The sequence below is a fragment of the Nocardia brasiliensis IFM 10847 genome (genome assembly GCF_000710915.1).
GTDB classification, from domain to species: domain Bacteria; phylum Actinomycetota; class Actinomycetes; order Mycobacteriales; family Mycobacteriaceae; genus Nocardia; species Nocardia brasiliensis_A.
Map to the genome: position 1 here is coordinate 93,786 of NZ_BAUA01000035.1, position 23,796 is coordinate 117,581.

Annotated in this window: 20 protein-coding genes and 1 pseudogene; 14 read left to right on the forward strand and 7 right to left on the reverse strand. The window is 68.7% G+C overall.

Annotation, left to right across the window (positions count from 1 at the left end; genetic code table 11):
- Positions 1-109 precede the first annotated feature (109 nt).
- Complete coding sequence (gene gcvT, locus NBRGI_RS07110) at positions 110-1,210, reverse strand: glycine cleavage system aminomethyltransferase GcvT (RefSeq protein ID WP_029893742.1); 1,101 nt, start codon at positions 1,208-1,210, stop codon at positions 110-112.
- Between the two features lie 161 nt (positions 1,211-1,371).
- Positions 1,372-1,977: a GNAT family N-acetyltransferase gene (locus NBRGI_RS07115; protein ID WP_029893744.1), complete on the reverse strand. Its 606-nt coding sequence runs from the start codon at positions 1,975-1,977 to the stop codon at positions 1,372-1,374.
- Positions 1,978-2,088: 111 nt separating this feature from the next.
- On the opposite strand from NBRGI_RS07115, the gene NBRGI_RS07120 reads away from it, so the two are divergent.
- A complete protein-coding gene (locus NBRGI_RS07120) occupies positions 2,089-2,886 on the forward strand; it encodes a TetR/AcrR family transcriptional regulator (protein ID WP_029893745.1) in 798 nt (265 codons plus the stop codon).
- The gene (locus NBRGI_RS07125) at positions 2,883-4,394 is read left to right on the forward strand and encodes a leucyl aminopeptidase (RefSeq protein ID WP_029893747.1); all 1,512 of its coding nucleotides are present in this window, start codon (positions 2,883-2,885) and stop codon (positions 4,392-4,394) included. The genes NBRGI_RS07120 and NBRGI_RS07125 overlap by 4 nt, the downstream gene beginning before the upstream one ends.
- A gap of 805 nt (positions 4,395-5,199) precedes the next feature.
- Here NBRGI_RS07125 and NBRGI_RS07130 read toward each other — a convergent pair.
- Entirely contained in the window at positions 5,200-5,562 is a 363-nt protein-coding gene (locus NBRGI_RS07130; RefSeq protein WP_029893749.1) for a hypothetical protein, read from the reverse strand.
- A gap of 260 nt (positions 5,563-5,822) precedes the next feature.
- On the opposite strand from NBRGI_RS07130, the gene sucB reads away from it, so the two are divergent.
- The 5 genes from sucB to lipA all read left to right on the forward strand — a co-directional run bounded on the left by sucB (position 5,823) and on the right by lipA (position 10,960).
- Positions 5,823-7,595, forward strand: a complete 1,773-nt coding sequence (gene sucB / locus NBRGI_RS07135) for a 2-oxoglutarate dehydrogenase, E2 component, dihydrolipoamide succinyltransferase (RefSeq protein ID WP_029893752.1) — start codon at positions 5,823-5,825, stop codon at positions 7,593-7,595.
- Positions 7,596-7,628: 33 nt separating this feature from the next.
- Positions 7,629-8,537 carry a TIGR01777 family oxidoreductase gene (locus NBRGI_RS07140; RefSeq protein ID WP_029893754.1) on the forward strand — a complete coding sequence of 303 codons (909 nt, stop codon included), beginning with the start codon at positions 7,629-7,631 and terminating at the stop codon, positions 8,535-8,537.
- On the forward strand, positions 8,534-9,070 hold the full coding sequence (locus tag NBRGI_RS07145; protein ID WP_029893756.1) for a GNAT family N-acetyltransferase: 537 nt from the start codon (positions 8,534-8,536) through the stop codon (positions 9,068-9,070). The genes NBRGI_RS07140 and NBRGI_RS07145 overlap by 4 nt, the downstream gene beginning before the upstream one ends.
- A 99-nt stretch (positions 9,071-9,169) precedes the next feature.
- Positions 9,170-9,868, forward strand: coding sequence for a lipoyl(octanoyl) transferase LipB (gene lipB / locus NBRGI_RS07150; RefSeq protein ID WP_029893759.1), 699 nt, complete (start codon positions 9,170-9,172; stop codon positions 9,866-9,868).
- Between the two features lie 75 nt (positions 9,869-9,943).
- The gene (gene lipA, locus NBRGI_RS07155) at positions 9,944-10,960 is read left to right on the forward strand and encodes a lipoyl synthase (RefSeq protein ID WP_029893761.1); all 1,017 of its coding nucleotides are present in this window, start codon (positions 9,944-9,946) and stop codon (positions 10,958-10,960) included.
- A gap of 278 nt (positions 10,961-11,238) precedes the next feature.
- Here lipA and NBRGI_RS07160 read toward each other — a convergent pair whose 3' ends face one another.
- Positions 11,239-11,559 carry an Rv3235 family protein gene (locus NBRGI_RS07160; RefSeq protein WP_148310717.1) on the reverse strand — a complete coding sequence of 107 codons (321 nt, stop codon included), beginning with the start codon at positions 11,557-11,559 and terminating at the stop codon, positions 11,239-11,241.
- A 1,227-nt stretch (positions 11,560-12,786) separates the two neighbouring features.
- Between NBRGI_RS07160 and NBRGI_RS07165 the strand changes: the two genes are divergently transcribed.
- The 4 genes from NBRGI_RS07165 (at position 12,787) to NBRGI_RS07180 (ending at position 15,082) form a co-directional block, all read left to right on the forward strand.
- On the forward strand, positions 12,787-13,116 hold the full coding sequence (locus NBRGI_RS07165; protein ID WP_029893765.1) for an ArsR/SmtB family transcription factor: 330 nt from the start codon (positions 12,787-12,789) through the stop codon (positions 13,114-13,116).
- Entirely contained in the window at positions 13,116-13,793 is a 678-nt protein-coding gene (locus NBRGI_RS07170; protein WP_036557797.1) for a cation transporter, read from the forward strand. Before NBRGI_RS07165 ends, NBRGI_RS07170 begins: the two co-directional genes overlap by 1 nt.
- A gap of 130 nt (positions 13,794-13,923) precedes the next feature.
- Positions 13,924-14,445: a GNAT family N-acetyltransferase gene (locus NBRGI_RS07175; RefSeq protein WP_029893769.1), complete on the forward strand. Its 522-nt coding sequence runs from the start codon at positions 13,924-13,926 to the stop codon at positions 14,443-14,445.
- A 190-nt stretch (positions 14,446-14,635) separates the two neighbouring features.
- Complete coding sequence (locus NBRGI_RS07180; RefSeq protein WP_148310718.1) at positions 14,636-15,082, forward strand: hypothetical protein; 447 nt, start codon at positions 14,636-14,638, stop codon at positions 15,080-15,082.
- Positions 15,083-15,092: 10 nt separating this feature from the next.
- Here the strand turns inward: NBRGI_RS07180 and NBRGI_RS07185 are convergent, their stop codons facing one another.
- Positions 15,093-16,436: an MFS transporter gene (locus tag NBRGI_RS07185; protein ID WP_029893771.1), complete on the reverse strand. Its 1,344-nt coding sequence runs from the start codon at positions 16,434-16,436 to the stop codon at positions 15,093-15,095.
- Positions 16,437-16,578: 142 nt separating this feature from the next.
- On the opposite strand from NBRGI_RS07185, the gene NBRGI_RS07190 reads away from it, so the two are divergent.
- Together NBRGI_RS07190 and NBRGI_RS07195 are read left to right on the forward strand one after the other, a co-directional pair.
- Positions 16,579-16,992 (forward strand): RidA family protein, encoded by a 414-nt coding sequence (locus NBRGI_RS07190; RefSeq protein WP_029893773.1) that lies wholly within the window; start codon positions 16,579-16,581, stop codon positions 16,990-16,992.
- 157 nt (positions 16,993-17,149) lie between these two features.
- Positions 17,150-19,354: an elongation factor G-like protein EF-G2 gene (locus tag NBRGI_RS07195; protein WP_029893774.1), complete on the forward strand. Its 2,205-nt coding sequence runs from the start codon at positions 17,150-17,152 to the stop codon at positions 19,352-19,354.
- Between the two features lie 58 nt (positions 19,355-19,412).
- Here NBRGI_RS07195 and NBRGI_RS07200 read toward each other — a convergent pair whose 3' ends face one another.
- Positions 19,413-20,318, reverse strand: a complete 906-nt coding sequence (locus NBRGI_RS07200) for a tyrosine-protein phosphatase (RefSeq protein WP_029893776.1) — start codon at positions 20,316-20,318, stop codon at positions 19,413-19,415.
- A gap of 369 nt (positions 20,319-20,687) precedes the next feature.
- On the opposite strand from NBRGI_RS07200, the gene guaD reads away from it, so the two are divergent.
- Positions 20,688-22,034 (forward strand): guanine deaminase, encoded by a 1,347-nt coding sequence (gene guaD / locus NBRGI_RS07205; protein ID WP_029893777.1) that lies wholly within the window; start codon positions 20,688-20,690, stop codon positions 22,032-22,034.
- Here the strand turns inward: guaD and NBRGI_RS43505 are convergent.
- A pseudogene (locus NBRGI_RS43505) lies at positions 22,031-23,562 on the reverse strand (carboxylesterase/lipase family protein). The gene guaD and the pseudogene NBRGI_RS43505 sit on opposite strands and share 4 nt — an antisense overlap.
- Between the last annotated feature and the right edge of the window lie 234 nt (positions 23,563-23,796).

Genomic DNA, 23,796 nt, shown 5'->3' on the forward strand with positions numbered 1-23,796 from the left:
GCGCGACACGCCGATACCGCCCATCTATCGGTAGACGTGTCCACCGCACCACAAGACGCGAAAGGTGTGCGGCTGCGGAGAATCCGCGGCCGCACACCTTGCCCCTGCCCTACTTCGTATTCGTCTCCACGAACGGCGGGCGCACGACCTCGCAGCGCAACGCGCGGCCGCGGACGTCTACCTCGACCTCGGTGCCGGGTTCGAGGCCCGCTTCGGTGTCGAGGAGGGCGAGGGCGATGCCGATCTTGAGAGTCGGCGAGAAGGTGCCGGAGGTCGTCTCGCCGACCGGCTCGCCGTCGCGCAGCACCGTCTGACCCTGCCGCAGCACACCGCGGTCGAGAGCCTTGAGACCGAGCAGGGTGCGTCGCGGGCCTGCCGACTTCTCCTGTTCCAGTGCGGCTTTGCCCCAGAATTCCGGCTTCTTCCAGCCGACCGCCCAGCCCGTGCGGGCCTGTACCGGCGAGATCTCGAGGGACAGTTCGTGCCCGTGCAGCGGGTAACCCATTTCGGTGCGCAGGGTGTCGCGGGCGCCGAGGCCCGCGGCTTGACCGTCGGCGGCGCGCACCTGCTCGACCAGCGCGCGGAACAGCGGTTCGGCATCGGCCCAGCGGGGCAGCAGTTCGTAGCCGTGCTCACCGGTGTAGCCGGTGCGGCACACGCGGACCGGACGGCCGTCCCATTCCGCGTCGGCGTAGGCCATGTACTCCATGTCGGTGGGCAGGCCGAGCGCGGTCAGCACGTCGGCGGACCGCGGGCCCTGCACCGCGAACACGCCGTATTCGCGGTGCTCGTCGGTCACCGTGATGCCTTCGGGCGCCACCTTCTGCAGTTCCGCGACCACCGCCGCGGTGTTGGCGGCGTTGGGCACGAGGAAGATCTCCTCGTCGCTGACGTAGTAGGCGATCAGGTCGTCGATCACGCCGCCTTCGGGCGTGCAGCACAGCGTGTACTGCGCCTTGCCCGGCCGGATGCGGCCGAGGTCGTTGGTGAGCGCCGAGTTCACGAAGTCCGCCGCGCCCGCACCGCGCACCGTCGCCTTGCCGAGGTGACTCACGTCGAACAGGCCGACCGTGGTGCGGACCGACTGATGTTCGGCGACCGTCCCCGCATAGGAGACGGGCATTTCCCACCCGCCGAACGGAGCGAAAGTCGCCCCGAGTTCGACGTGTACCTCATGGATAGGGCCTTGCAGCAGGTTCGAGTCGGTCACCCGCCGAGCTTATCCGCCAGACCCCCACGCCCGAACCCACTCCCTCACCCCACCGTCTGACCACCCAGACGCCACTACCCGCACCCCGCCACTTGTCACCGCCTCGGACTCGTCCCCGAGCACCGGCAGAACCGGCCACGCCCCGGTGCCGCACTCCGCGACTATCCCCGGAACCACATCGGCCGCAACGTGGGCCCGCCGTCCGGCAGATCGTGGTCGATGTTGGTGCGGGCGAACCCGTTACGCGCGTAGAGCCGGGCGGACCGTTCCGTGCTCGCTTCGAGGTAGGCCGGCACCCCGGCGACCGACGCCGCTTTCGTCTGCTCGGCGAGGATCGCCCCGCCCGCGCCTTTGCCGCGATGTTCCGGCACGGTGACGATCACCTGCAGGTATCGGTGCGGGAATTCGCGGGGGTGGGTGCGCGCCAGCAGGTCGGAGACATGCGAGACGCGTTGCAGCGGACGCACGTCCGGTGCGCTCGCGGCCAATGCCTGAGCTTCGGCCGCTTCCCGCTCGAGCCGGTCTGCCGATTCCATGTGCTGCCAGATCGAGACCGCCCAGATCTGCGCACCAGAGCCGGCGAGCCAGATCTCGTCGTCGGCCAGCGCGCGGTCGATCAGCCCAGGCACATACTGCCCACCGAACTGTTCGAACGAATGACCTTCGAGCACCCACGCGGTCACTTCCTCGTCGGGGCTGGCGAGGCTGAACGCCTCGATGACCGCGTCGCGATCCTGCCGACCTGCCTGTCGAACCGTGATCTCCATCGACTCGTTCCTTCCGCTTGTGAACACCGTGTGCTCTCGCCAAGGTAGGCAGGTCAAGCCCAGTTAGCTAGAATTTCGTCACAACTGTTCGTGTGTCGAAATGGAGCCAGTGTGGCCTGCGAAATCTGCGGCGAGACGCTCACGCAACCCGCGCGCGGCCGCAAACGCCGCTACTGTTCGCGCGCCTGCCAAGCCCGCGCGTACCGAGCCCGGCGCGACGAAGTGACTCCGACCCAGCGCACGCCTCGACCCGCCAAATTGACCGCCGTCGGCATCCTGCGCGCCGCCGTCGAACTGGCCGATCGCGACGGCATCGACGGCCTTTCCATGCGCCGCATCGCCAGCGCGCTCGGCGCGGCGACCGCGGGCCTGTACCGCCACTTCCCCGACCGGGAAGCGCTGCTCGAAGGCATGGCCGAACTGGTGCTCGCCGAGATCCAGCCGCCCGCGACCGAACTCACCGACTGGCGAGCGCGCCTCGCGTACGAGGCCCGTGCGGAATGGCAGCTGTACCAGCGCCACCCCTGGATGCTGCCCATCCTCGCACGCACCCGTCCGCCGGTCGGTCCCGCGCTCGCCGACATCCTCGAACGGTCGTTCGCCGCACTCGATCACCGCGGTCTCACCCGGGACGGGATGCTCGCGATCTATCTGTCGTTCTCCGGCTTGGTCCAGGGTCTGGCGCTGCTCACCAACTCCGAGCGCGCCGAGCGGTTGCGGGGTCAGGCGCTGGAGCCGCCGCCCGACCTCGCCGAGCTGCTCGACCCGGCCGCCCGTCCCGTGCTGCACCGGCTCTTCTCGGCCGGTCCGCCCGGCCCCGACCTGGACTTGGACCACGTCCTGGAGGCCGGGCTCGCACTGCTCCTCGACGGAATCGCAATCAGACTGCCCAGTAGCCTGAGCCCATGACCGCTGTTGCAGATCGCTCACTGGGACCGGAACTCGCCCGCACACAGACCATCAGCACGGACACCGATGTGCTCGTGCTCGGCTTGACGTCGTCGGAGAACGGCCCCGCCATCGTGCCCGAGGACCTGTTCGGCGACGTGCTCACCGCGGAAGTCCGGGCCGAACTGCTCGACCAGCTCGGCGCGGTCGGCGCGAAGGGCAAGACCGAGGAACTGACCAGGGTGCCCGCACCGGCCGGGCTCGACGGGGTGACCAGCGTGCTCGCGGTCGGCCTCGGCGCCGCCGAGAAGATCGACGCCGAGCAGATCCGCCGCTCGGCCGGTGTCGCCGCCCGCGCGCTGTCGGGCACCGAGCTCGTGGTGACCACGCTGTCCGGCCTGGATATCGGCGCCGCCGCAGAGGGTTTCTACTTGGGCGCGTACACCTTCACGCCGTTCAAGTCGGACAAGTCCGCACCCAAGCCGGACGAGCGCCCGGTGGCCCGGGTCGAATTGCTGGTGCCCGAGCCGGAATTCGGCGAGCAGGAGTTGTTCCGCGCGCAGCTGATCGCCGAAGCCGTCGCCACCGCACGGGATTTCGTCAACACCCCGCCGAGCCACCTCTACCCGGCCGAATTCGCTTCGCGCGCCCAGGAACTGGCCGAGGCCGCCGGGTTGCAGGTCGAGGTGCTCGACGAAAAGGCCCTGGAGGCAGGCGGTTACGGCGGCGTGCTGGGAGTCGGCAAGGGCTCGTCCCGGCCGCCGCGGCTGGTTCGCATCACCTATGCGGGCGGTCCGAAGAAGGTGGCGCTGGTCGGCAAAGGCATCACATTCGACACCGGCGGCATCTCGATCAAGCCCGCGCAGAACATGGACAACATGACCTCGGACATGGCGGGCGCCGCCGCGGTCATCGCCACCACACTGCTGGCGGCGCGGCTGAGCCTGCCGGTCACCGTCACCGCGACGGTGCCGATGGCGGAGAACATGCCGTCGGCGACCGCGCAACGTCCCGGTGACGTGCTCACCCAGTACGGCGGCATCACCGTCGAGGTGCTCAACACCGACGCCGAGGGACGGCTGATCCTGGCCGACGCGATCGTGCGCGCGAGCGAAGACGACCCGGACTACCTCATCGACGTCGCCACCCTGACCGGCGCCCAGATGGTCGCGCTCGGCACCCGCACGCCCGGCGTGATGGGCACCGACGAGTTCCGCGACCGTGTCGCGGCCGTCTCCCGCGCGGTCGGCGAGAACGGCTGGGCGATGCCGCTGCCCGCGGAGTTGCGCGCGGACATCAACTCCAAGATCGCCGACCTGGCCAATGTCACGCCGCACCGCTGGGGCGGCATGCTCTCGGCCGGCCTGTTCCTGAAGGAGTTCGTCCCGGAGGGCGTGCAGTGGGCCCACCTCGACGTCGCAGGACCGGCCTACAACACCGGCGGCCCGTTCGGCTACATCGGCAAGGGCGGCACCGGCGTCCCCGTCCGCACCCTCATCACCGTGCTAGAGGAAATCGGCGCGGAGTAAACCCGCGGCGCCGACCCGGGTAGGCGGCGGGCGCCGCCACCCGGGCAGGGGGCAGTGGGGAGCCGGAGCCCGCCTCCCAAACGCCCGCCCCGCGCACGGGGCCACCACCCGCGCAAGGGTTGCAGTTGGGAGCCGGAGCCCGCCCCCCAAACGCCCGCCCCGCGCACGGGGCCACCACCCGCGCAAGGGTTGCAGTTGGGAGCCGGAGCCCGCTCCCCAGACGGCTGCCCCGCGCACGGATCATGCTCGCGCGCACGAATTCGTCGACGATTTCGTGCGCGCCAAGAAAAACCATGCGCCGCAGTCTCTTCGGGCAAGCGGCTACCCGGTCGGCCGAGAGCCCACCCAGCAACACCCTCGGCCCGCAGCACCCACGGCCCACAGCCCCGACGGCCCGCCACGCCCACAACCCACAGCGCCCGCCCCAACCAGGCCGCTCTCGGCCTGCGCGCAACCCCTACCAGCCCATCACCGGCCTGCGCCGCACAACCCCTCGGCCCACGCAGGTGCCGCAGGCGTCGGACGCGGTCCTCCCCGCGCACGGATCACGCTCGCGCGCACGAATTCGTCGACGATTTCGTGCGCGCCAGGAAAAACCATGCGCCGCAGCTCATGTCGGCCCGCGCCGCAGTCCGCGTCGGCACGCCACAGTCCTGCCAGCCCGCGCCACAGTCTTCTCGGCCCGCGCCACAGTCCTGCCAGCCCGCGCCACAGTCTTCTCGGCCCGTGCCGCAGCCCCTGCCCGGCAAGCGGACAACCCGTCGCCAGACGGTAGCCAGCGGCTATGGCAGGCCGTAGCCGACGGCTATAGATCGCGGAGATCCGCCTCGAATGCGCGCTGACGCTCTATCCGTTTGCGGGCGTCGTAGTCGCGCATCCGCTGTGGATATCCGGTCTTGCCGACGTCGTAAACGGGAATCCGCAAATCCTTGGCAAGCCGTTGCGCCCCGCGCTCCCCGACGATCCTCCGGGTCCATTCGCCGTCGGCCGCGACCAGCACGACAGTGACATCCGTCACGGTCGTTTTCGGTTCCACATAGCCTTCGACGCCGACGTGGGTGCGCACCCAGTCGGCCAGATAGCGGGTGTCGGTCGTACCCCCCGAACCCGCTCGTATCGCGCCACCACCCCTGGTCGCGCCGCCTCGGAAACGATCCAGCAAACCCAACGACGCGCACCTCCTTTCACACACCGGAGCATCTCGCCCACCGGTGTTTCCATCTTGCCAGCTCGAGCGAGTTCGCTGCCCTGTGCTACACGCCGCACCGCCAAGTGCAAGGATGGTTCACGGTACAAGAACCACAAGGATCTCCGGTGCCACGCACAATGATCAGTGGCGTTCGGACTCGCGCCGCAACCCGCGACGGGGGTCCGCAGCGAGATCAACTGTTGTAGAAACCCGTCGAGCAGTCAGAGGAGTCAGAGGACATGGCCTTCTCCGTCCAGATGCCAGCTCTTGGTGAGAGCGTCACCGAGGGAACGGTCACCCGGTGGCTGAAGCAGGAAGGAGACACGGTCGAGGTCGACGAGCCGCTGCTCGAGGTCTCCACCGACAAGGTCGACACCGAAATCCCGTCCCCCACGGCGGGCGTGCTGTCGAAGATCGTCGCCCAAGAAGATGATGTGGTCGAGGTCGGCGGTGAGCTCGGCGTGATCAGCGAGGCCGGTGAGGCGCCCGCACCGAGCTCGGCCCCCGAACCCGAGGCCGCTGCCGCGCCCGCGCAGGAAGCGCCCGCCGAGGAAGCCGTCGCCGCCGAGCCGGAGCCCGCGCAGCAAGCCCCGGCTCAGGAAGAGGCTCCCGCGCCCGCCGCGAGCGCGTCCGCCGGTGACGGCACCCCGGTCAAGATGCCCGAGCTGGGCGAGTCGGTCACCGAAGGCACCGTCACCCGGTGGCTGAAGGCCGTCGGCGACGAGGTCGCCGTGGACGAAGCGCTGCTCGAGGTCTCCACCGACAAGGTCGACACCGAAATCCCGTCCCCGGTCGCGGGCACGCTGCTCGAGATCACCGCGCAGGAAGACGATGTCGTCGCTGTGGGTGGACAGCTCGGTGTGATCGGCAGCGGCGCCCCCGCGGCCGCCGCGCCCAAGGCCCCGGCGCCCGAGCCGAAGCCGGAACCCAAGCCCGAGCCGAAGCCCGAGCCCAAGCCGGAACCGAAGCCCGCGGCCGCCGCCCCGGCACCCGCCCCCAAGGCGCCCGCACCTGCCCCGGCCAAGGCACCGGCCGCCACTGCGACCGAGTCGGATTCCTCCGGTAACGGCGCCACTCCGTACGTCACCCCGCTGGTGCGCAAGCTGGCCGACGAGAACGGCGTCGACCTGTCCGCGCTCACCGGCTCCGGTGTCGGCGGCCGCATCCGCAAGCAGGACGTGCTCGCAGCCGCGGAAGCCAAGAAGGCTCCGGCTCCGGCCGCGTCCGCTCCGGCCGCGAAGGCCCCGGCCGCCAAGGCCGCGCCTGCCCCGAGCGCACAGCTGGCGGCCCTGCGCGGCACCGTGCAGAAGGCGAACCGGATCCGGCAGATCACCGCGACCAAGACCCTGGAATCGCTGCGCACCACCGCGCAGCTGACCCAGGTGCACGAGGCCGATGTCACCAAGATCGCGCAGCTGCGGGCGCAGGCCAAGGCGGCGTTCAAGGAGCGCGAGGGCGTCAACCTGACGTTCCTGCCGTTCTTCGCCAAGGCTGTCGTCGAGGCGCTCGGCGTGCACCCGAACGTCAACGCCAGCTACAACGACAGCACCAAAGAGCTCACCTACCACGCGGCCGTGCACCTCGGCATCGCCGTGGACACCGAGCAGGGCCTGCTCTCCCCGGTGATCCACAACGCGAGCGACCTGTCGCTGGCGGGTCTGGCCCGCGCCATCGCCGATATCGCCAACCGCGCCCGCAACGGTGGCCTGAAGCCGGACGAGCTCGCCGGCGGTACCTTCACCATCACCAACATCGGCAGCCAGGGCGCGCTGTTCGACACCCCGATCCTGCTCCCGCCGCAGGCGGGCATGCTCGGCACCGGCGCGATCGTCAAGCGCCCGGTCGTGGTGAAGGACGACACGGGCAGCGAGTCCATCGGCGTCCGTTCGATGTGCTACCTGCCGCTCACCTACGACCACCGCCTGATCGACGGTGCCGACGCGGGTCGCTTCCTGACCACGATCCGGCACCGGCTCGAGGAGGCGGCGTTCGAGGCCGACCTCGGTCTGTAAGACGGGTCGCCACAGGAAGGTCATCGTGCGCGCATGAAGGTCGTGATCGCCGGTTCGTCCGGGCTGATCGGGACAGCGCTCGTCGCGGCCCTGCGCCGCGACGGGCACGACGTCGCCCGCCTGGTACGCAGGCGGGCGGCGGGACCGGACGAGTTCACCTGGGATCCGGTCCGCGCCGAATGGGACGAACGCGCCCTGCGCGGCGCGGACGCGGTGGTGAACCTGTGCGGCGCGAGCATCGGCCGCCGCCGCTGGAACGGCAGCTTCAAACAGGAGCTGCGCGACAGCCGGATCACCCCCACCGACGTACTCGCCGCTGCGGTCGTCGCCGCGGACGTGCCGACGCTGCTCAACGCCAGTGGCGTGCACTACTACGGTGGCGCGACCGGTGACCGGGTGGTCGACGAAACCTCTTGCGCCGGTTCCGGTTTCCTGGCCACCCTGTGCCGCGATTGGGAAGCCGCCACCGCCCCGGCCGTCGACGCCGGGGTCCGGACCATCCTGTTGCGCAGCGCCGTCGTGCTGTCCGGGCAGGGCGGCATGCTCGGCATGTTGCAGCCGCTGTATTCGCTCGGCCTCGGCGGACGGCTCGGCAACGGACGCCAGTACACGCCGTGGATCTCGATGGCCGACGAGATCGGCGCGATCCTGTTCGCGCTCGGCAACGACACGCTGCGCGGCCCGGTCAACGTGGTCGGTCCGGCGCCGGTGACCAATGCCGAGTTCAGCCGCGCGCTCGGCCGTTCGCTGCACCGGCCGACGCCGCTGGTGGTGCCCGCGTTCGTGTTGCGCGCGCTGATCGGCGAGTTCGCGCAGGAGGCGATCCTGCACGGCCCCAGAGCAATTCCCACGGCCCTCGAGGAGGCGGGCTACGAGTTCCAGCACCCCACCGTCGGCGCCGCGCTGGCGGCCATGGTGGGTCGACCCGGAGACGATCGATGACCGACCAGCTCGACACCCGCCCCGCCGCCCTCATCCGAGACGCGCGAACTGCGGATCTGCCCGCCATCCTGGCGATCCACAACGCGAATATCGCCACCTCCACGGCGATCTGGGATCTGGAGCAGGTCGGCATCGAGGAGCGCGAGGCCTGGTTCGCCGACCGCACCGCGGCGGGTCTGCCGGTGCTGGTCGCCGAGATCGACGGCGAAGTCGCGGGATACGCGAGCTACGGTCCGTGGCGCCCGAAGGCGGGTTACCGCTTCACCGTGGAGAATTCGGTCTACGTCGACGACCGGTTCCAGCGCCGCGGCATCGCCACCGCGCTGCTCACCGAATTGATCGAGCGGGCCCGCCGGACCGGCTCGGTGCACGCGATCATCGCCGGCATCGAATCCGGCAACACCGGCTCCATCCAATTGCACGAGCGCTTCGGTTTCCGCACGGTCGGCGAGTTCCCGGAGGTCGGCCACAAGTTCGGTCGCTGGATGGACCTGACCCTCATGCAGCTGACGCTGCCCGTGCACGCGCGCTGACCAAGATCAGGGGGAACTGACGGCGTCGCCCACTCGGCCGATGCCGCCACCAGTTCCCCCTCGTGTGGCGAGGCGCGCGTTCCGGCGTACCGTCGGGGTGTGAACGACACGCACACCACGTGGTCCGCTCGATTCGATACGACCCCGATCGTGGTCGAGGATCTCGGACTCATCGACTACCACGACGCCTGGGAGTTGCAACGCAAACTCGCGGCAGAGCGGGCCGAGGGCCTCGGAGCCGATCACCTGCTGCTGCTCGAGCACCCCTCCGTCTACACCGCCGGCCGCCGGACCGAGGCCGAGGATCTGCCGATCGACGGCAGCCCGGTGGTCGAGGTGGATCGCGGCGGCAAGATCACCTGGCACGGTCCGGGGCAGCTGGTCGGCTATCCGATCGTGCGGCTCGCCGAACCGGTCGATGTCGTCCACTACGTGCGCCGTCTCGAGGAGGCGCTCATCACCGTCTGCACCGGCATGGGACTCACCTGCGGCCGGGTCGAAGGACGGTCCGGGGTGTGGCTGCCCGCCACCGACGTGCTCGCCGAACGCAAGATCGCCGCGATCGGGGTGCGGGTGCAGCGGGGCGTCGCCCTGCACGGCATCTCGCTGAACTGCAACTCCGCCATGGACGGCTTCCAGGCGATCGTCGCCTGCGGCATCCGCGACGCCGGCGTCACCACGCTCAGCCGCGAACTCGCCCGCGAAGTCACGGTCGCCGAGGTCAAACCGCTCGTCGCCGACGCCATCACCAGGGCGTTGAACGGCGAACTCCCGGTCACCGCGCACGACATCCGCTGAGCGCCGGTTATCGCACGCGTCACACCCACCGGAGGGGTCGCGAGCGGTCGACCCGGTAGGCGTAGTGTCGATCAAGTGACCTCAGCTTCAGCACCGGCAGGACGCAAACTGCTACGCATCGAGGCGCGCAACGCGGAGACCCCGATCGAGCGCAAGCCTCAGTGGATTCGGACCAAGGCGAAGATGGGCCCGGAGTATTCCGAGCTCAAGGGTCTGGTCAAACGCGAAGGCCTGCACACGGTCTGTGAGGAAGCGGGCTGTCCCAACATCTTCGAATGCTGGGAAGACCGCGAGGCCACCTTCCTGATCGGCGGCGAGCAGTGCACCCGGCGCTGTGACTTCTGCCAGATCGACACCGGCAAACCCGCCGCACTCGATCGCGACGAGCCGCGCCGGGTCGCCGAGAGCGTGCAGGCGATGGGCCTGCGCTACTCGACCATCACCGGTGTCGCGCGCGACGACCTCGCCGACGGTGGCGCCTGGCTCTACGCCGAAACCGTGCGGGCCATCAAGGCGTTGAACCCGAACACCGGTGTCGAACTGCTCATTCCCGACTTCAACGCCGTGCCCGAGCAGTTGGACGAGGTGTTCGCCTCGCGCCCCGAGGTGCTCGCGCACAACCTGGAAACGGTGCCGCGCATCTTCAAGCGCATCCGTCCCGCCTTCCGCTACGAGCGGTCGCTCTCGGTGCTCACCGCCGCGCGCGAGGCCGGTCTGGTCACCAAGTCCAACCTGATCCTCGGTATGGGCGAGACCCCGGACGAGGTCACCCAGGCCATGCGCGACCTGCACGAGGCAGGCTGCGACATCCTCACCATCACCCAGTACCTGCGCCCCTCGCCGCGGCACCACCCCGTCGACCGCTGGGTCAAGCCGCAAGAATTCGTCGACCATTCCAAGATGGCCGAGGAGATCGGTTTCGCGGGCGTGATGGCCGGACCGCTCGTCCGCTCCTCCTACCGCGCGGGCCGGCTCTACGCGCAGGCAATGGCACACCACGGCCGCGAGATCGCCCCCACCATGGCGCATCTCGCCCAGGAAGGTTCCGCGTCGCAGGAAGCGTCGTCCGTCCTGGCGCGCTTCGGCAGCTGATTTCATAGCGACGGGCCCGCACCTGTCCGACAGGTGCGGGCCCGTCGCTATGCGCGGCGTCGCCCTCTGCCCCACGCATGGGCGCACCGCGACCTCCATCACTGTGCAACTGCCGGGACTTCGCGAGCGTTGCGGTGGTGCGAGCACAACCGGCAGACGCACCTACGCACCTACCAGGGTCGCGAGACATCACCTCAGTTTCTGAAGCCGCACCTTCCTGCACTCTGCAAACCTCTCAGCACGCCAGACCGGGCACGAAGCCGCAGAACCGGCGCGAATCAGCGCACGCGCAGGGCAGTCAGGCGCCACTGGCCGCGGGTTCGAACGATGCGGGCGGCCAGGGCGAAATGCCTCGAGCCTCGGTCGTATCCCGCGCAGACCTCAGCGGTATTCGCGTCGACCATGTGCACGGTCACCCGGCGCGGCACCGCGACACCCAGACCGCTGCCCGGAACCACATCGGTGTTCACCATCGTGCGCAGTGCGGCGACGATGCGTGCGTCGGCCACCGGCGTCATATGCGTGACCAGGCGCCGATGGTCCAGGACTTCCAAGACCAATCGAACCGCCCAGTGCGCAAACTCCTTGGCGGACAACACCGCCTCAGGGTCCGGCTCCGCCCCACACCCCGCCCGCGACCGAGAGCGGGACCGCATCGCCCCCGCTCCACCCTGCGCCCGCCCCACCGAGAGGTGCCCATGCACCCGCCCACTCGCACCGCGCTTCTGCACAAACTCCTTGGCGGGCAACAGTGACACGGGATCCGCTTCCGCTCCACACCCCACCCGCCACTGGGACCGCATCGCCCCGACCCCACTCTGCGCCCGCCCAGTTGAACTGCGCCCCAACATCTGCCTACCCGCGCCGCTCACCCGCTCGTCCGCGCCGGACTCATCCGACTGCCCGCCCGGCCGACGCTCCTCCCGTCCATCCGCACCGCACTCCTGCGCAAACTCCTTAACGGACAACAAGGATTCCGGATCCGCTTCCGCCCCACACCCCACCCGCCCATCCACACCGCACTCCCGCGCAAACTCTCCGGCGGACAACAAGGATTCGGGATCTGCTTCCGCCCCACACCCCACCCGCGACTGGGACCGCAGCACACCTGGCACACCCTGTGCCCGGCCAGTTCGCCGACACCCGAACGTCTGCTTATCCGCGCCGGACTCATCCACCGGCCCATCCGACCGACGCTTCACCGGCCTATCCGCGCCACAGTCCTGCGCATACGACCGGCGCCCCTCCGACCGGTCCCGCCCATTCGCCCCGCACTCCGAAGCGCGCCCCGACGGACGACCTGGCGTACACACATCCGGTCGGTCTTCCTGCACCTGTCCGTTCGATCGGCGTTCCTGCGGCGCCGCGGTCGTCTGCAACGCCCGATCCGATTCGACCACCCCTACCCCCTCGCTGCTTCCCCACTCTTCGGAGCTCCGATTTTGCCCCGCTCGCACCGGATCTCACGAGTACTCCACTACCCGACCCGCCACCCCACAGAGGTTTCGCACGCCTCACAGGGCGTACAACCGCTGTGAAGGGTGCAAAAGCTCTGTGAGTGGCCAGCTGAATCCGACCGCGAAGGCGGCAAACCGGTCGTGGGCGCGTTCGTGGCAACAGCGACGTCCACTTACGCATGCCGCCGGTTTGCTGCCGCTCGTGCCCCGGTAGTTCTACGGCGCCCTCGCCCCGCGTACGTTTCGAGCCGCACGGCCGGCAACCTCGCAGCCGTGGTCGATGTGCTCGATGGGTTCCCTATCAACCAGATCACATCCGCCAACAGTTCAGAGTTTTGTGAATACATCAGAATCTGTACTATCCATAACGTGGAGACTTTGCAGCACAGCGACGCGCTGGCCCGGTTCGGGCACGCGTTGTCCGATCCGACGCGGACTCGAATTCTGTTGAGTTTGCGAGCCGGTGCGAGCTATCCGTCCGAGCTCGCCGCGCAGATCGGCGTATCACGACAGACACTGTCCAATCACCTTGCCTGCCTTAGAGGTTGCGGCCTGGTGGTCGCGATTCCGGAGGGCCGCCGCAGCCGCTACGAACTCGCTGACGCGCGCATCGGCCACGCCCTCGGCGACCTCCTCGGCCTCGTCCTGGCCGTCGACCCGGCCTGCTGCCCCGCCGCGGGCGACGAAGGATGCTGCTGATGTCCGCACCGCTGGGTATGCCCACCGCGCGACCAGCACCCGCCAGACGCGCCCTACTCTCCCGACGCATCCGATGGTTCGTCGCCGCGACGATCACCTACAACGTGATCGAAGCGATCGTCGCGCTGGGTGAGGGGGCTCGGGTTTCGTCGACGGCTTTGATCGGGTTCGGGTTGGATTCGGTGATCGAGGTGTCTTCGGCGGCGGCGGTCGCGTGGCAGTTCGCGGGACGGGATCCGCAAGCGCGGGAGAAGGTGGCGCTGCGCATCATCGCGTTCTCCTTCTTCGCGCTGGCCGCCTACGTCACCGTCGATGCGATCCGCGCACTGCTCGGTGTCGGCGAAGCACAACACTCCCCGATCGGCATCGGGTTGGCCGCGGCCAGTCTGCTGGTCATGCCGGTGCTGTCCTGGCTGCAGCGGCGCGCCGGCCGCGAACTCGGATCCGCCTCCGCCGTAGCCGATTCCAAACAAACCCTGCTCTGCACCTACCTGTCGGCCGTCCTCCTCATCGGCCTCCTTTGCAACGCCCTCGTCGGCTGGTCCTGGGCCGACCCCCTCGCCGCCCTCGCCATCGCCGCCATCGCCATCCGCGAAGGCCGCAACGCCTGGCGCGGCCAAACCTGCTGCCCCACCCCGTCCCGCCCCACCGAAACCACCTGCTGCACCGACCACTGACCGCCGGCCCTCCCCGAGGTTTGCCGCCGGACAACCGCACCCGGCCCGCAGCCTGTTGCGAACCGGTGACGATCCGTGGCGCGCGGCAAAGCACTTGCCGCACCGCGGGTGGGATGCGCAAGATGACCGAGTGCTGATCTCCGATGGTGTTGTCGCACTTCGCCCGATCACGATGGCCGATGCCGAGGCGCATCTGGCCGGCGAGGACGACGAGCTGGCACGGTGGCTGAACGGCGGCCGCGGGACTTTGGAAACCGTAGCGCGCCATATCGGCCGGTGCGTCAAGCAGTGGGAGGAGCACGGCGCGAACCGAACCTTCGCCGTGCTGGATGTCGCGAGCGGAGCACTCGCCGGTACGGTGGACGTGCACACCAGGGAGCCGTATCTCGCTCTGCGCCAAGCAAATCTGGCCTACGGGATCTATCCGCAGTGGCGCAAGCGCGGCATTGCCACCCGCGCGGTCGAGCTGGTGTGCCGGTACCTACAGACCGCCGACCTCGCCACTTACGCTGTGATCCGGGTCGACCCGGAGAACCACGCGTCCGCGGCGGTCGCCCTACGCGCCGGGTTCGTCTACAGCCACCACACCGCCGCGAGTGCGGACGAGGGGCCGATCGACTGTTATCTGCGGCCGGTCACACCCCAGCGCTGAAGCTCAGCTCGCACGACAAAGGCTTCCACCTCGAGGTGGAACTCCGGACGAGACTTGGTCCGCCCAGCCGACCGAACTCTTCCAGCTGAGCTGGAACCCCAGGCATCCTCGACCGACGCGTCCACGGCCGAACCCGTGGACCGCACGTCTTCACCCGCGGGATCGATGTGCAACGACCGGAGGAGTTTTCATGCGAGTTCGACTGGCGCGGAGCGTAATCGCTTTCGGTGCAGCCACTTTGACTGTCGCCGGGACCGCAGGCATTGCGGCGGCCGACACCATCGGCTTCAACACCGCCGACCGCAGCGTCATCTGCCTGATGGGCGACACCGAGGTGAAGTGCGCGGTCGCGCCGACGGCGGCGAACATCACCCTGCCCGGCCCGAAACCCTGTGGGGATTCCTCGATTCCGGTGTTCACCATCGGCCTGTCCGGTCGGGCGTCCGCCCAGTATTCCTGTGCCAGTTTCGGATATCCCGGCAATGAGCGGGTCGTCCGGCCGGGTGAGCGCGTGACGCACGGGAATTTCCTGTGTGTCGCCTACGCCGATCGGGACGGCACCGCGGGATTCCAGTGCGCCAATCACGATCACAACTTCTGGGTTTCCCGCAACGACTACCACATGAGCGGCTACTGACACCGGAAACCTATTCGGGCAACGCCTGTTTCGATTCCACCGCCGATCGGGTGCGTGCGAGTATCCGCTTCCACAGGTACAGCACGCCGACCGCGGACGCGATCATGCAGGCGCCGACCACCCAGAGTCCCGCACGCTGGGTGCCGGTCCAATCCTTCAGCCAGCCGGTGATGTAGGGCGCGGCGAAACCACTGATGTTGCCGATGGAGTTGATCAGCGCGATGCCCGCGGCGGCGGCCGCACCGGAGAGGAAGGTGCTCGGCAACGCCCAGAAAGTCGGCAGGGCGGCGAGGACGCCGACGGCGCACACGGTCACCGCGGCCATGGCCGCGAACGGGTTGCCGAGGTACAGCGCGACCGGAATGGCGAGCCCGCCGACCAGCGCGGGCAGCGCGACGTGCCAGGCCCGCTCGCCGGTCCGGTCGCCGTGCCTGCTCCAGAGCACCATCACCACCGCGCCGATGACGTACGGCACCGCGTTGATCAGGCCGCGCTGCACCACCGAGTAGTGCGTGCCGTATTGCTCTTGGAAGCCGTTGATGATGGTCGGCAGGAAGAAGCCGAGCGCGTACAAGCCGTAGACGATGCCGCCGTAGACGAGCGCGAGCCCGAGCACTCGGGAATCGGTGAGCGCCTTGCGCAACGTCCACTGTTCCTGTTTCTCCACGGCGGCCTGTTCCGCGGCGAGTTCGCTACTGAGCCATTGCCGTTCGTCGCGGGTCAACCAGCGGGCCTGGGCGGGGCTGTCGGTGAGATAGAACCAGGTCACCACCGCGAGGAAGATCGCGGGCAGTCCTTCCACGAGGAACATGAACCGCCAGCCACTCAGCCCGAACACCCCGTGCCCGTACTGGATGATGAGGCTGGACAGCGTGGAGCCGAGCGCAGTGGACACGGGCACGGCCACCATGAACAGGGCGACGATCTTCGCTCGCTGATTCTGCGGGAACCAGTAGGTGAGGTAGAGCAGGATGCCGGGGAAGAAGCCTGCTTCCGCGACGCCGAGCACGAAACGCAGGATGTACAGGACGGTTTCGTTCGGCACGAACGCCATCGCGGTCGCGACCAGCCCCCAGCTGGCCAGGATCCGGGCGATCCAGCGGCGCGCGCCGAAGCGGTGCAGCGCCACGTTGCTCGGTACCTCGAGCACCAGGTAGCCGATGAAGAATATTCCGGAGGCGAGGCCGAATGCCGTCTCGGTGAGTCCGAGATCGGCTTTCATTCCGCTGGGTCCGGCGAAGCCGATATTGACCCGATCCAGATAGTTGACGAAGTAGAGCAGCCCGAGGAACGGCACCAGTCGGATTACGACCTTGCGCAGTGTCGCGCGGGAAACGTCGGGTGTGACATCCATCCGCGCACTGTCCCATATCGGGCACCAGGTTTCAGCCGATACGAGCGGCCGATCGGTATCCGGCCGCAATGGTCCGCCGAACGGCGGGTAACAGCGGAATCGCATGATTCGCACCCGTGCCAGCGCCGGTTACGCTGGCGCCATGATCAACGAGAGGTTCGCCGATATCCCAGGCGTCGCACCGGGTTTCGGCTACGCCCACGCGGTGACCACCTCGGCCGGACTCGCCTTCGTGTCCGGTCAGATCGCGGTGGACGCCGCGGGCAACGTGGTCGGCCCGGGCGATCTGGCCGCGCAGACCAGGCAGGCGCTGACCAATCTGGAGAACGTGCTGCGCGCGCTCGGCGCCGACTGGACCGACCTGGTCAAATTCACCTGGTTCGTGACCGATGTCAGTCGATTGCAGGTGGTCCGCGACGTCCGCGACGAGTTCCTGCGACCTGCACTCGGCGACCGTCCTAATCCCGCGAGCTCCCTCGTCCAGGTGGCCGGGTTGTTCCGGCCCGAGTTCCTCGTCGAAGTGGAGGCCGTTGTCGCGCTGCGCGACGCGCGCTGAGCGGCGGAGCTGCACCTCGCACCGAAACCGCACGGTATGCCCAGGTCGGAACCCGGTATTCGGGGTATCGGATCTGGCGATCCCGACACGGAGCGGGACCGCCGGTGGGAAGCTCGAAGTACCGCAGGTGTCGGGGCGCGAGGAAGCGAGACGCACAGTGGACAAGACGAGCGGATCTGCTGGAGGCAACGGCAGAGTACTTTCGGCCGAGCGGCCGGAACAGATACGGAATGTGGTCCTGGTCGGGCACAGTGGATCGGGCAAGACCACCCTGGTGGAGGCGTTGGCGCTGACCACGGGGACCGTGAACCGGGCGGGCCGGGTCGAGGACGGAACATCGCTGTCCGATTACGACGAGATCGAGCATCGGCAGCACAGGTCTGTGCAATTGTCCGTGGTGCCGCTGGCCTGGGCCGGGATGAAAATCAACCTGCTGGATACCCCCGGCTACGCGGACTTCGTCGGCGAACTGCGGGCGGGTCTGCGGGCCGCGGACGCCGCACTGTTCGTGATCTCGGCGGCCGAGGGCGCCGAAGGTGTCAGCGGTGCCACGCGCGCGCTGTGGGAGGAGTGCGCGGCGGTCGGTATGCCGCGCGCGATCGTGATCACGCACCTGGACACCGCGCGGGCCGACTACGACGAGATGACCGAGACCTGTCGCGCGGTACTCGGCGGCGGCGCGTCGGAAAACATTCTGCCGCTGCATCTTCCGGTGTACGGACCGAAGAGCGCGGATGGTCATCGACCGGTCACCGGACTCATCGAGCTGCTGCCCAACTGCGTGGTCGACTACTCCTCCGGTGAGTGCGTCCAGGCCACGCCCACGCCCGAACAGCAACCGCTGCTGGACGAGGCCCGCAACCGGCTCATCGAGGGCATCATCGCCGAGAGCGAAGACGAGTCCCTGATGGACCGCTATCTCGGCGGCGAGCCCATCGAGCTCACCACCCTCGTCACCGACCTGGAACGCGCGGTGGCCCGGGGCAGCTTCCATCCGGTGCTGTTCGGCGCGCCCGCTCCGGAAGGCGCGAAACAAGGGCTGGGCACGGTCGAGCTGCTGGACCTGATCACCGGCGGCTTCCCGACGCCGGCCGAGCACATCGTCTCCGCCGTCACCGCCGCGGACGGCAACACCCGCCGCCGGCTCGACTGCGACCCGGACGGCGTGCTCGCGGCCGAGGTGATCCGCACCGCCTCCGACCCGTATGTCGGCCGGGTGTCACTGGTTCGCGTCTTCTCCGGCACGCTGCGCGCCGACGACACCGTGCACGTCTGCGGGCACGGACTGGAGGCACGCGGGCACGAGAGCCACGATGTCGACGAGCGGGTCGGCGCGGTGTCCGCGCCGTTCGGCAAGAGCCAGCGCCCGCTCGGCCAGGCCATCGCCGGCGATATCGCCTACGTCACCAAACTCGGTCACGCCGAAACCGGCGACACCCTGTCCGGCGTGGACAAACCGCTGCTCATCGAGCCGTGGCAGATGCCGGATCCGTTGCTGCCCATCGCCATCACCGCACACAGCAAAGCCGACGAGGACAAGCTCTCGCAGAGCCTGGCCCGGCTGGCGGCCGAAGATCCCGCGGTGCGGCTCGAGCACAACATCCAGACCCATCAGCTGGTGCTCTGGTGTCTGGGCGAGGCGCATCGCGATGTCGCGCTGGAACGACTGCGCACCAGATTCGGCGTGCAGGTAGACGTCGTCGAGCATCAGGTGGCGCTGCGAGAGACGTTCGCGGGCAAGGCTTGCGGGCGCGGCAGGCATGTGAAGCAGTCCGGCGGGCACGGGCAGTACGCGGTATGCGAGATAGAGGTCGAGCCATTGCCCGGCGGGTCGGGCATCGAGTTCGTGGACCGGGTGGTCGGCGGAGTCGTACCGCGCCAATTCATCCCGTCGGTCGAGAAGGGTGTGCGCGCCCAGGCCACCCGCGGTGTCGCCGCCGGATATCCACTGGTCGACGTCCGGGTCACGCTGTTCGACGGCAAAGCGCACTCGGTCGACTCCTCCGATGCCGCCTTTCAGACCGCGGGTGCGCTGGCCCTGCGCGAAGCCGCGGCCACGGCGGGCGTCGCCCTGCTGGAACCGATCGCCGACGTATGGGTCGTGGTCTCCGACGACTACGTGGGGCCGGTGTTGAGCGATCTGTCCGGCCGGCGCGGTCGCGTCCTGGGCACCGAACCACATGGCCTCGGCCGCACCCGAATTCACGCCGAGGTGCCCGAACTCGAACTCAGCCGCTATGCCATCGATCTGCGTTCTCTTTCGCACGGCACCGGCGATTTCAATCGCACCTACACCCGGCACGAATCGATGCCGAACCAGCTGGCCGCAAGTCTGCGCGAGCAAGGCAAAAAGAAATCCTGAGAACAGGATTCGGGCCCATTCACCGCGTAGTGCATGGGCCCGAACCACTTCCGGTCGGTCAGCTGACAAGATTCTTGCGCAGCTTCAGGATGGTGCCGGCGTCCAGTCCGAGGCCCTGGGTGAGGAACTTGCCGAAATCCCCGTAGTCCTGCTCGATCTTGGCGACGGCGACGTCCAGGTACGCGTCGCGCACCTCTTGCAGCGGGATCAGCAGATCCGGATTCTGCATCAGACCGGCCTGTTTCACCTGCTGCCGCAGCGCCGCGTCCGCCGCGGCGCGATACTGGTTGGACAGCAGATAGTCTTGCCGCGCAGTCCGTTCCGGCACGCCGACCGCACGCAAGGTGACATACGTCAGCCAGCCCGTGCGATCCTTGCCCGCGGTGCAGTGGTACAGCGTCACCTTGTCGGTGTTGGCGAGATCCTTGATGGTCTGCCCGAACCCGGCCCGCGACTGCTGGGTGAAGAAGCTGGCGTAGACGCCCTTCATGATCTCCTCGGCCTTGCCGTTGCCGAGCATCTCCTCCTGCTTCACCGGATCACGCAGCTGGATCACCGAGAGCAGCTTCTGGAACAGTCCGGTGTCGTCTATCGGCCTGGCCACCGCCTGCGCGCCGGGGATCGGCTTGTCCGCGCCGGCGAACTGCACCTCGGCCGGGGTGCGGAAGTCGATCACCTTCTGCACGTTCAGGCCCGCCAGCTTCTGTACATCGGCGGCGGTGAGCTTCTCCAGCGAGTCGGCGCGAACAGCTTTGCCCGACTTCACCTTCGCTCCGTCATAGGTGCGATATCCGCCGATATCGCGGGCATTGACCGCGCCCTGCAGATCGATCTTCCCGCCTGCGGCGATCGCGGACTCCGCCTGTGCGTCCGGTTGTGCGGCCGCGAACGGCGAGGCGGTCGTCGCCGTCAGCGCGAAGGTCGCCAGCACTGCGGCGAGTAGCGAAACTATTGAGTACTTCATGGCGCGGGACAGTAGGGCGCGCGACGCGGCCGCTGCCGGGTTTCCCGCTGATCCCGCCGCAGTTGCCCCGCTCACCGGAATCACCCCGCCGACCAGCGGGATCACCGCGCCGGACAACGGGATTCAGGCTGGACAACCGACCGGATTCCGCATCCGGGGCGACGTGGGCCGGGCGAGCGCACAGAACACCTCGTGCCCTCAGCGTGCGCACATCAGCAGGCGCTCGCCGCGACGCAAGGTCAGCACGCGACCGCACCGTACAGAGTTCCCCGCGCCCGCCTTCCCCCGAGATCATCCCGGTTGGCCGCCGCTCTCGCAAACGCGTGCCGGTCCCGCCTTCTCCAGTGTCGGGCGGCTAGCGTCGAGCGCATGGCCGAATGCGAGGAGCTGCCCGCCGTATTCCGCGGCACCGTATTGCATTTCCTGCGCGACCCCGGGCCCGACAGCGCACCCGACGCGTGGGAACTGTTCGAGGACGGCGCGCTCGCGGTCGCCGCCGACGGTACCGTCGCCTGGGCGGGCGAGTGGTCCGCGCTGCCGGAGGGACTCCGCGGCACGGTGGTCGATCACCGAGGCAGGTTGATCCTGCCCGGTTTCGTGGACGCCCACATCCACTACAGCCAGTACGACATGATCGCGAGTTTCGGTGCGCGCCTGCCGGATTGGCTACAGGACTACGTGTTCCCGGCCGAGCGCGAGTTCGCCGATCCCGCGCACGCGCGCCGCATCGCGGAGATCTTCCTCGACACCCTGCTGGCCTGCGGCACCACCACCGCGAGCGTGCACCCGACCGTGCACCCGGCCTCGGTCGACGCGTTCTGCGCCGCGGCCCGCGCCCGTGACCTGCGGATGACGTGCGGCAAGGTGCTGATGGACCGGCAACCGGATGCGCCGGAGTTCCTCCGGGACCGGACGCTGTCCGAGGCTGAGAACCAGACGCGGCGGCTCCGTACCCGCTGGCACGGCAACGGTCGTCTGACCTACGCGATCACCCCGCGCTTCGCGCCGTCCTCCACGGACGAGCAGTTGGCGTTGGCGGGGCGGCTGTTCCGCGAGTTCCCGGATGTCGCGTTGCAAACCCACGCCGCGGAGAGCGGTCCGGAGACCGAACAGGTCCTGGCTCGCTTCGCTGGAGCCCGCTCATACCTCGACGTCTACGACCGCGTGGGCATGCTCGGCCCCCGCTCGCTGTTCGCCCACTGCGTGCACATCGATGCGCTGGACCGGTCCCGGCTGGCCGAGACCGGTGCCGCCATCGCCTTTTGCCCCACCTCGAACCTGTTCCTCGGCAGCGGCCTGTTCGACCTGCCCGCCGCCTGGCAGGCGGGCATCCGGGTCGGTCTCGGCACCGATTGCGGTGCGGGCACCAGTTATTCGATGCTGCGCACCCTCAACGAGGCGTACAAGGTGGTGATGCTCAACGAGTCGGCGAAACCCGAAGCGCAGCGCACCAGCTTGACCGCGCTGCGCGGGTTCTACCTCGCCACTCTCGGCGGTGCCGAAGCGATGTACTGCGACGAGCGCATCGGCAACTTCCGCGCCGGAAAGGACGCCGACTTCGTCGTGCTGGACTGGGCGGCGACCCCGGTCCTCGCGCACCGCGTCGACCGGGCCCGCGACTTCCATGAACGGTTGTTCGCCCAGATGATGCTCGGCGACGAACGCTCCGTGGTGGCCACCTACATCATGGGACGACGCGCATTCGCCCGATCCTAGCGCCGGGCCGCGCGCAACTCCTCGGCGCGCGGGTCGTACACCAGCCTCGATTCGGGATGATCGAACACGCGCACCGGGCGCGTGTCCGCGTCGAAACGCTGCCAGCCCGGATCTCCGTGCGCGACGAAATCCACCCAAGCGCGGTGCATTTCGTCGGCGAGCGGCTGCGGCGGGTTGGGTCCGGTGATCGCGTGCCCGGACGCGAGAGTGTCGAAAATGAACGAGGTCTCCAGTGCGTGGCAGGCGCCGAGCCCGTCCACTCCGGAGGGCCAAGCGAATTCGTAGACGAATGTCGGCACGTGCGCACAGACTTGCGCGAACCGCACGATATCGGACCGGAACGCGACATCGGTGAAGATCGCGGCCAACAGGTCCGCCGGCGTCGCGGTCGGCCGGTCGGCGGCGAAAACGTCGGCGAGTTCCGGTGCCATTCCGTAGCGGGCGAGGAAGAACGGCAACGTTTCGGCGGTCACCGCGGCGGCGACACCGGTGGGCATCAGGAAGAAACGGAACTCCTCGGCGGCGTAGCCGCAGAGCAGGGGCAGCGCTCGATCCGGTTGCGATTCCAGCACTTTCAATGGCGTGTCGGTCAACACGTCCCCGTCGATCACCGGGAAGAAGTTGAGGATGCCGATCCCGTTCGTGATGAACGACGCACCCCAGCGTTGCGCGGACGGATCGATCATCTGGTCCAGCGCCACCGCTTCCTGCGCGTCCAGCAGTTCGCTATCCCCGAGTGCGCCGAAAGCCGTTGCGGACGGCTCTATTCCGAGCTTCGCCGCCGCGGCGGCCGACAGCTTGCGCGCATCGTCCATGGGCGCGGCCGCGACGGTGGTGCCGTTCTGGATGATCGCGCGTCGAAAAGTCCCTGCGCCAGAGGAGTAGCCAGCAGCGCGGCGACGCTCATACCTCCCGCGGACAAGCCGCCGAGCGTGACGGTGCCCGGGTCGCCCCCGAAGGCCGCGACATTCTCCTGCACCCAGCGCAGCGCGAAGATCTGGTCGTGCAGACCACGATTCGGCGGCGCGCCGTCCAGCACCGCGAACCCGGCCATGCCGACGCGGTAGTTCATCGACACCACCACGACGCCGTCCCGCGCGAAGGCACTACCGTCGGCGACCGCGCCCGCATTGGACCCGCGCGAGTATCCGCCGCCGTGGATCCAGACCAGCACCGGCAGCCCGCCCGCACTCGGATCCGGCGTCCACACATTGACATTCAAGTATTCGTCGCCCGGCACCTGGTTCATGGTGACCAAAGCCTGGATTCCGTCGGGGTACGGCGCCTGCGGGCAGGTCGGTCCATACGTCGTCGCGTCCCGCACCCCCGCCCACTCCCCCACGGGCTTCGGCAATTCGAACCGCGCCGCCCCCACCGCCGGTGCGGCATAAGGAATCCCGAGAAACGCATACACCCCCGCCCGCGCGACTCCCCGAATCCGCCCACCGCTGACCGATACGACCGCTTCCACGATCCCCTCCTTCTCCCCATACTTCCGCCCCGCAGGCCGATCCCCGCGCGACCCCATCCCCTTGTTCCCCACCACTCGACGATCGAAACCGAAGTGGGCGGATGCTGCCGCAGATCCACTGCAACAACCGAGCACCGCTCAGCCACCCAGCTGTATGTCGCCAGGGTCGCTGGTGCGCACCGGCACCGGGGTTGATGGGCGCAACGCCGTTACGGCGTCGATCGCGCGGTTGTGATCGTCCCGGAAATGGGGCGAGCCCTCCCGCGCCGTTGCGGGAGGGCTCGAAACCAC

What these genes read in the sequence shown, in the direction of transcription:
- NBRGI_RS07190 (WP_029893773.1), top strand. Translation starts at nt 16,579, where the DNA reads ATGATCAACGAGAGGTTCGCCGATATCCCAGGCGTCGCACCGGGTTTC.
- NBRGI_RS07185 (WP_029893771.1), bottom strand. Translation starts at nt 16,436, where the DNA reads ATGGATGTCACACCCGACGTTTCCCGCGCGACACTGCGCAAGGTCGTA.
- sucB (WP_029893752.1), top strand. Translation starts at nt 5,823, where the DNA reads ATGGCCTTCTCCGTCCAGATGCCAGCTCTTGGTGAGAGCGTCACCGAG.
- NBRGI_RS07180 (WP_148310718.1), top strand. Translation starts at nt 14,636, where the DNA reads ATGCGAGTTCGACTGGCGCGGAGCGTAATCGCTTTCGGTGCAGCCACT.
- NBRGI_RS07145 (WP_029893756.1), top strand. Translation starts at nt 8,534, where the DNA reads ATGACCGACCAGCTCGACACCCGCCCCGCCGCCCTCATCCGAGACGCG.
- NBRGI_RS07170 (WP_036557797.1), top strand. Translation starts at nt 13,116, where the DNA reads ATGTCCGCACCGCTGGGTATGCCCACCGCGCGACCAGCACCCGCCAGA.
- NBRGI_RS07140 (WP_029893754.1), top strand. Translation starts at nt 7,629, where the DNA reads ATGAAGGTCGTGATCGCCGGTTCGTCCGGGCTGATCGGGACAGCGCTC.
- NBRGI_RS07125 (WP_029893747.1), top strand. Translation starts at nt 2,883, where the DNA reads ATGACCGCTGTTGCAGATCGCTCACTGGGACCGGAACTCGCCCGCACA.
- NBRGI_RS07200 (WP_029893776.1), bottom strand. Translation starts at nt 20,318, where the DNA reads ATGAAGTACTCAATAGTTTCGCTACTCGCCGCAGTGCTGGCGACCTTC.
- guaD (WP_029893777.1), top strand. Translation starts at nt 20,688, where the DNA reads ATGGCCGAATGCGAGGAGCTGCCCGCCGTATTCCGCGGCACCGTATTG.
- NBRGI_RS07115 (WP_029893744.1), bottom strand. Translation starts at nt 1,977, where the DNA reads ATGGAGATCACGGTTCGACAGGCAGGTCGGCAGGATCGCGACGCGGTC.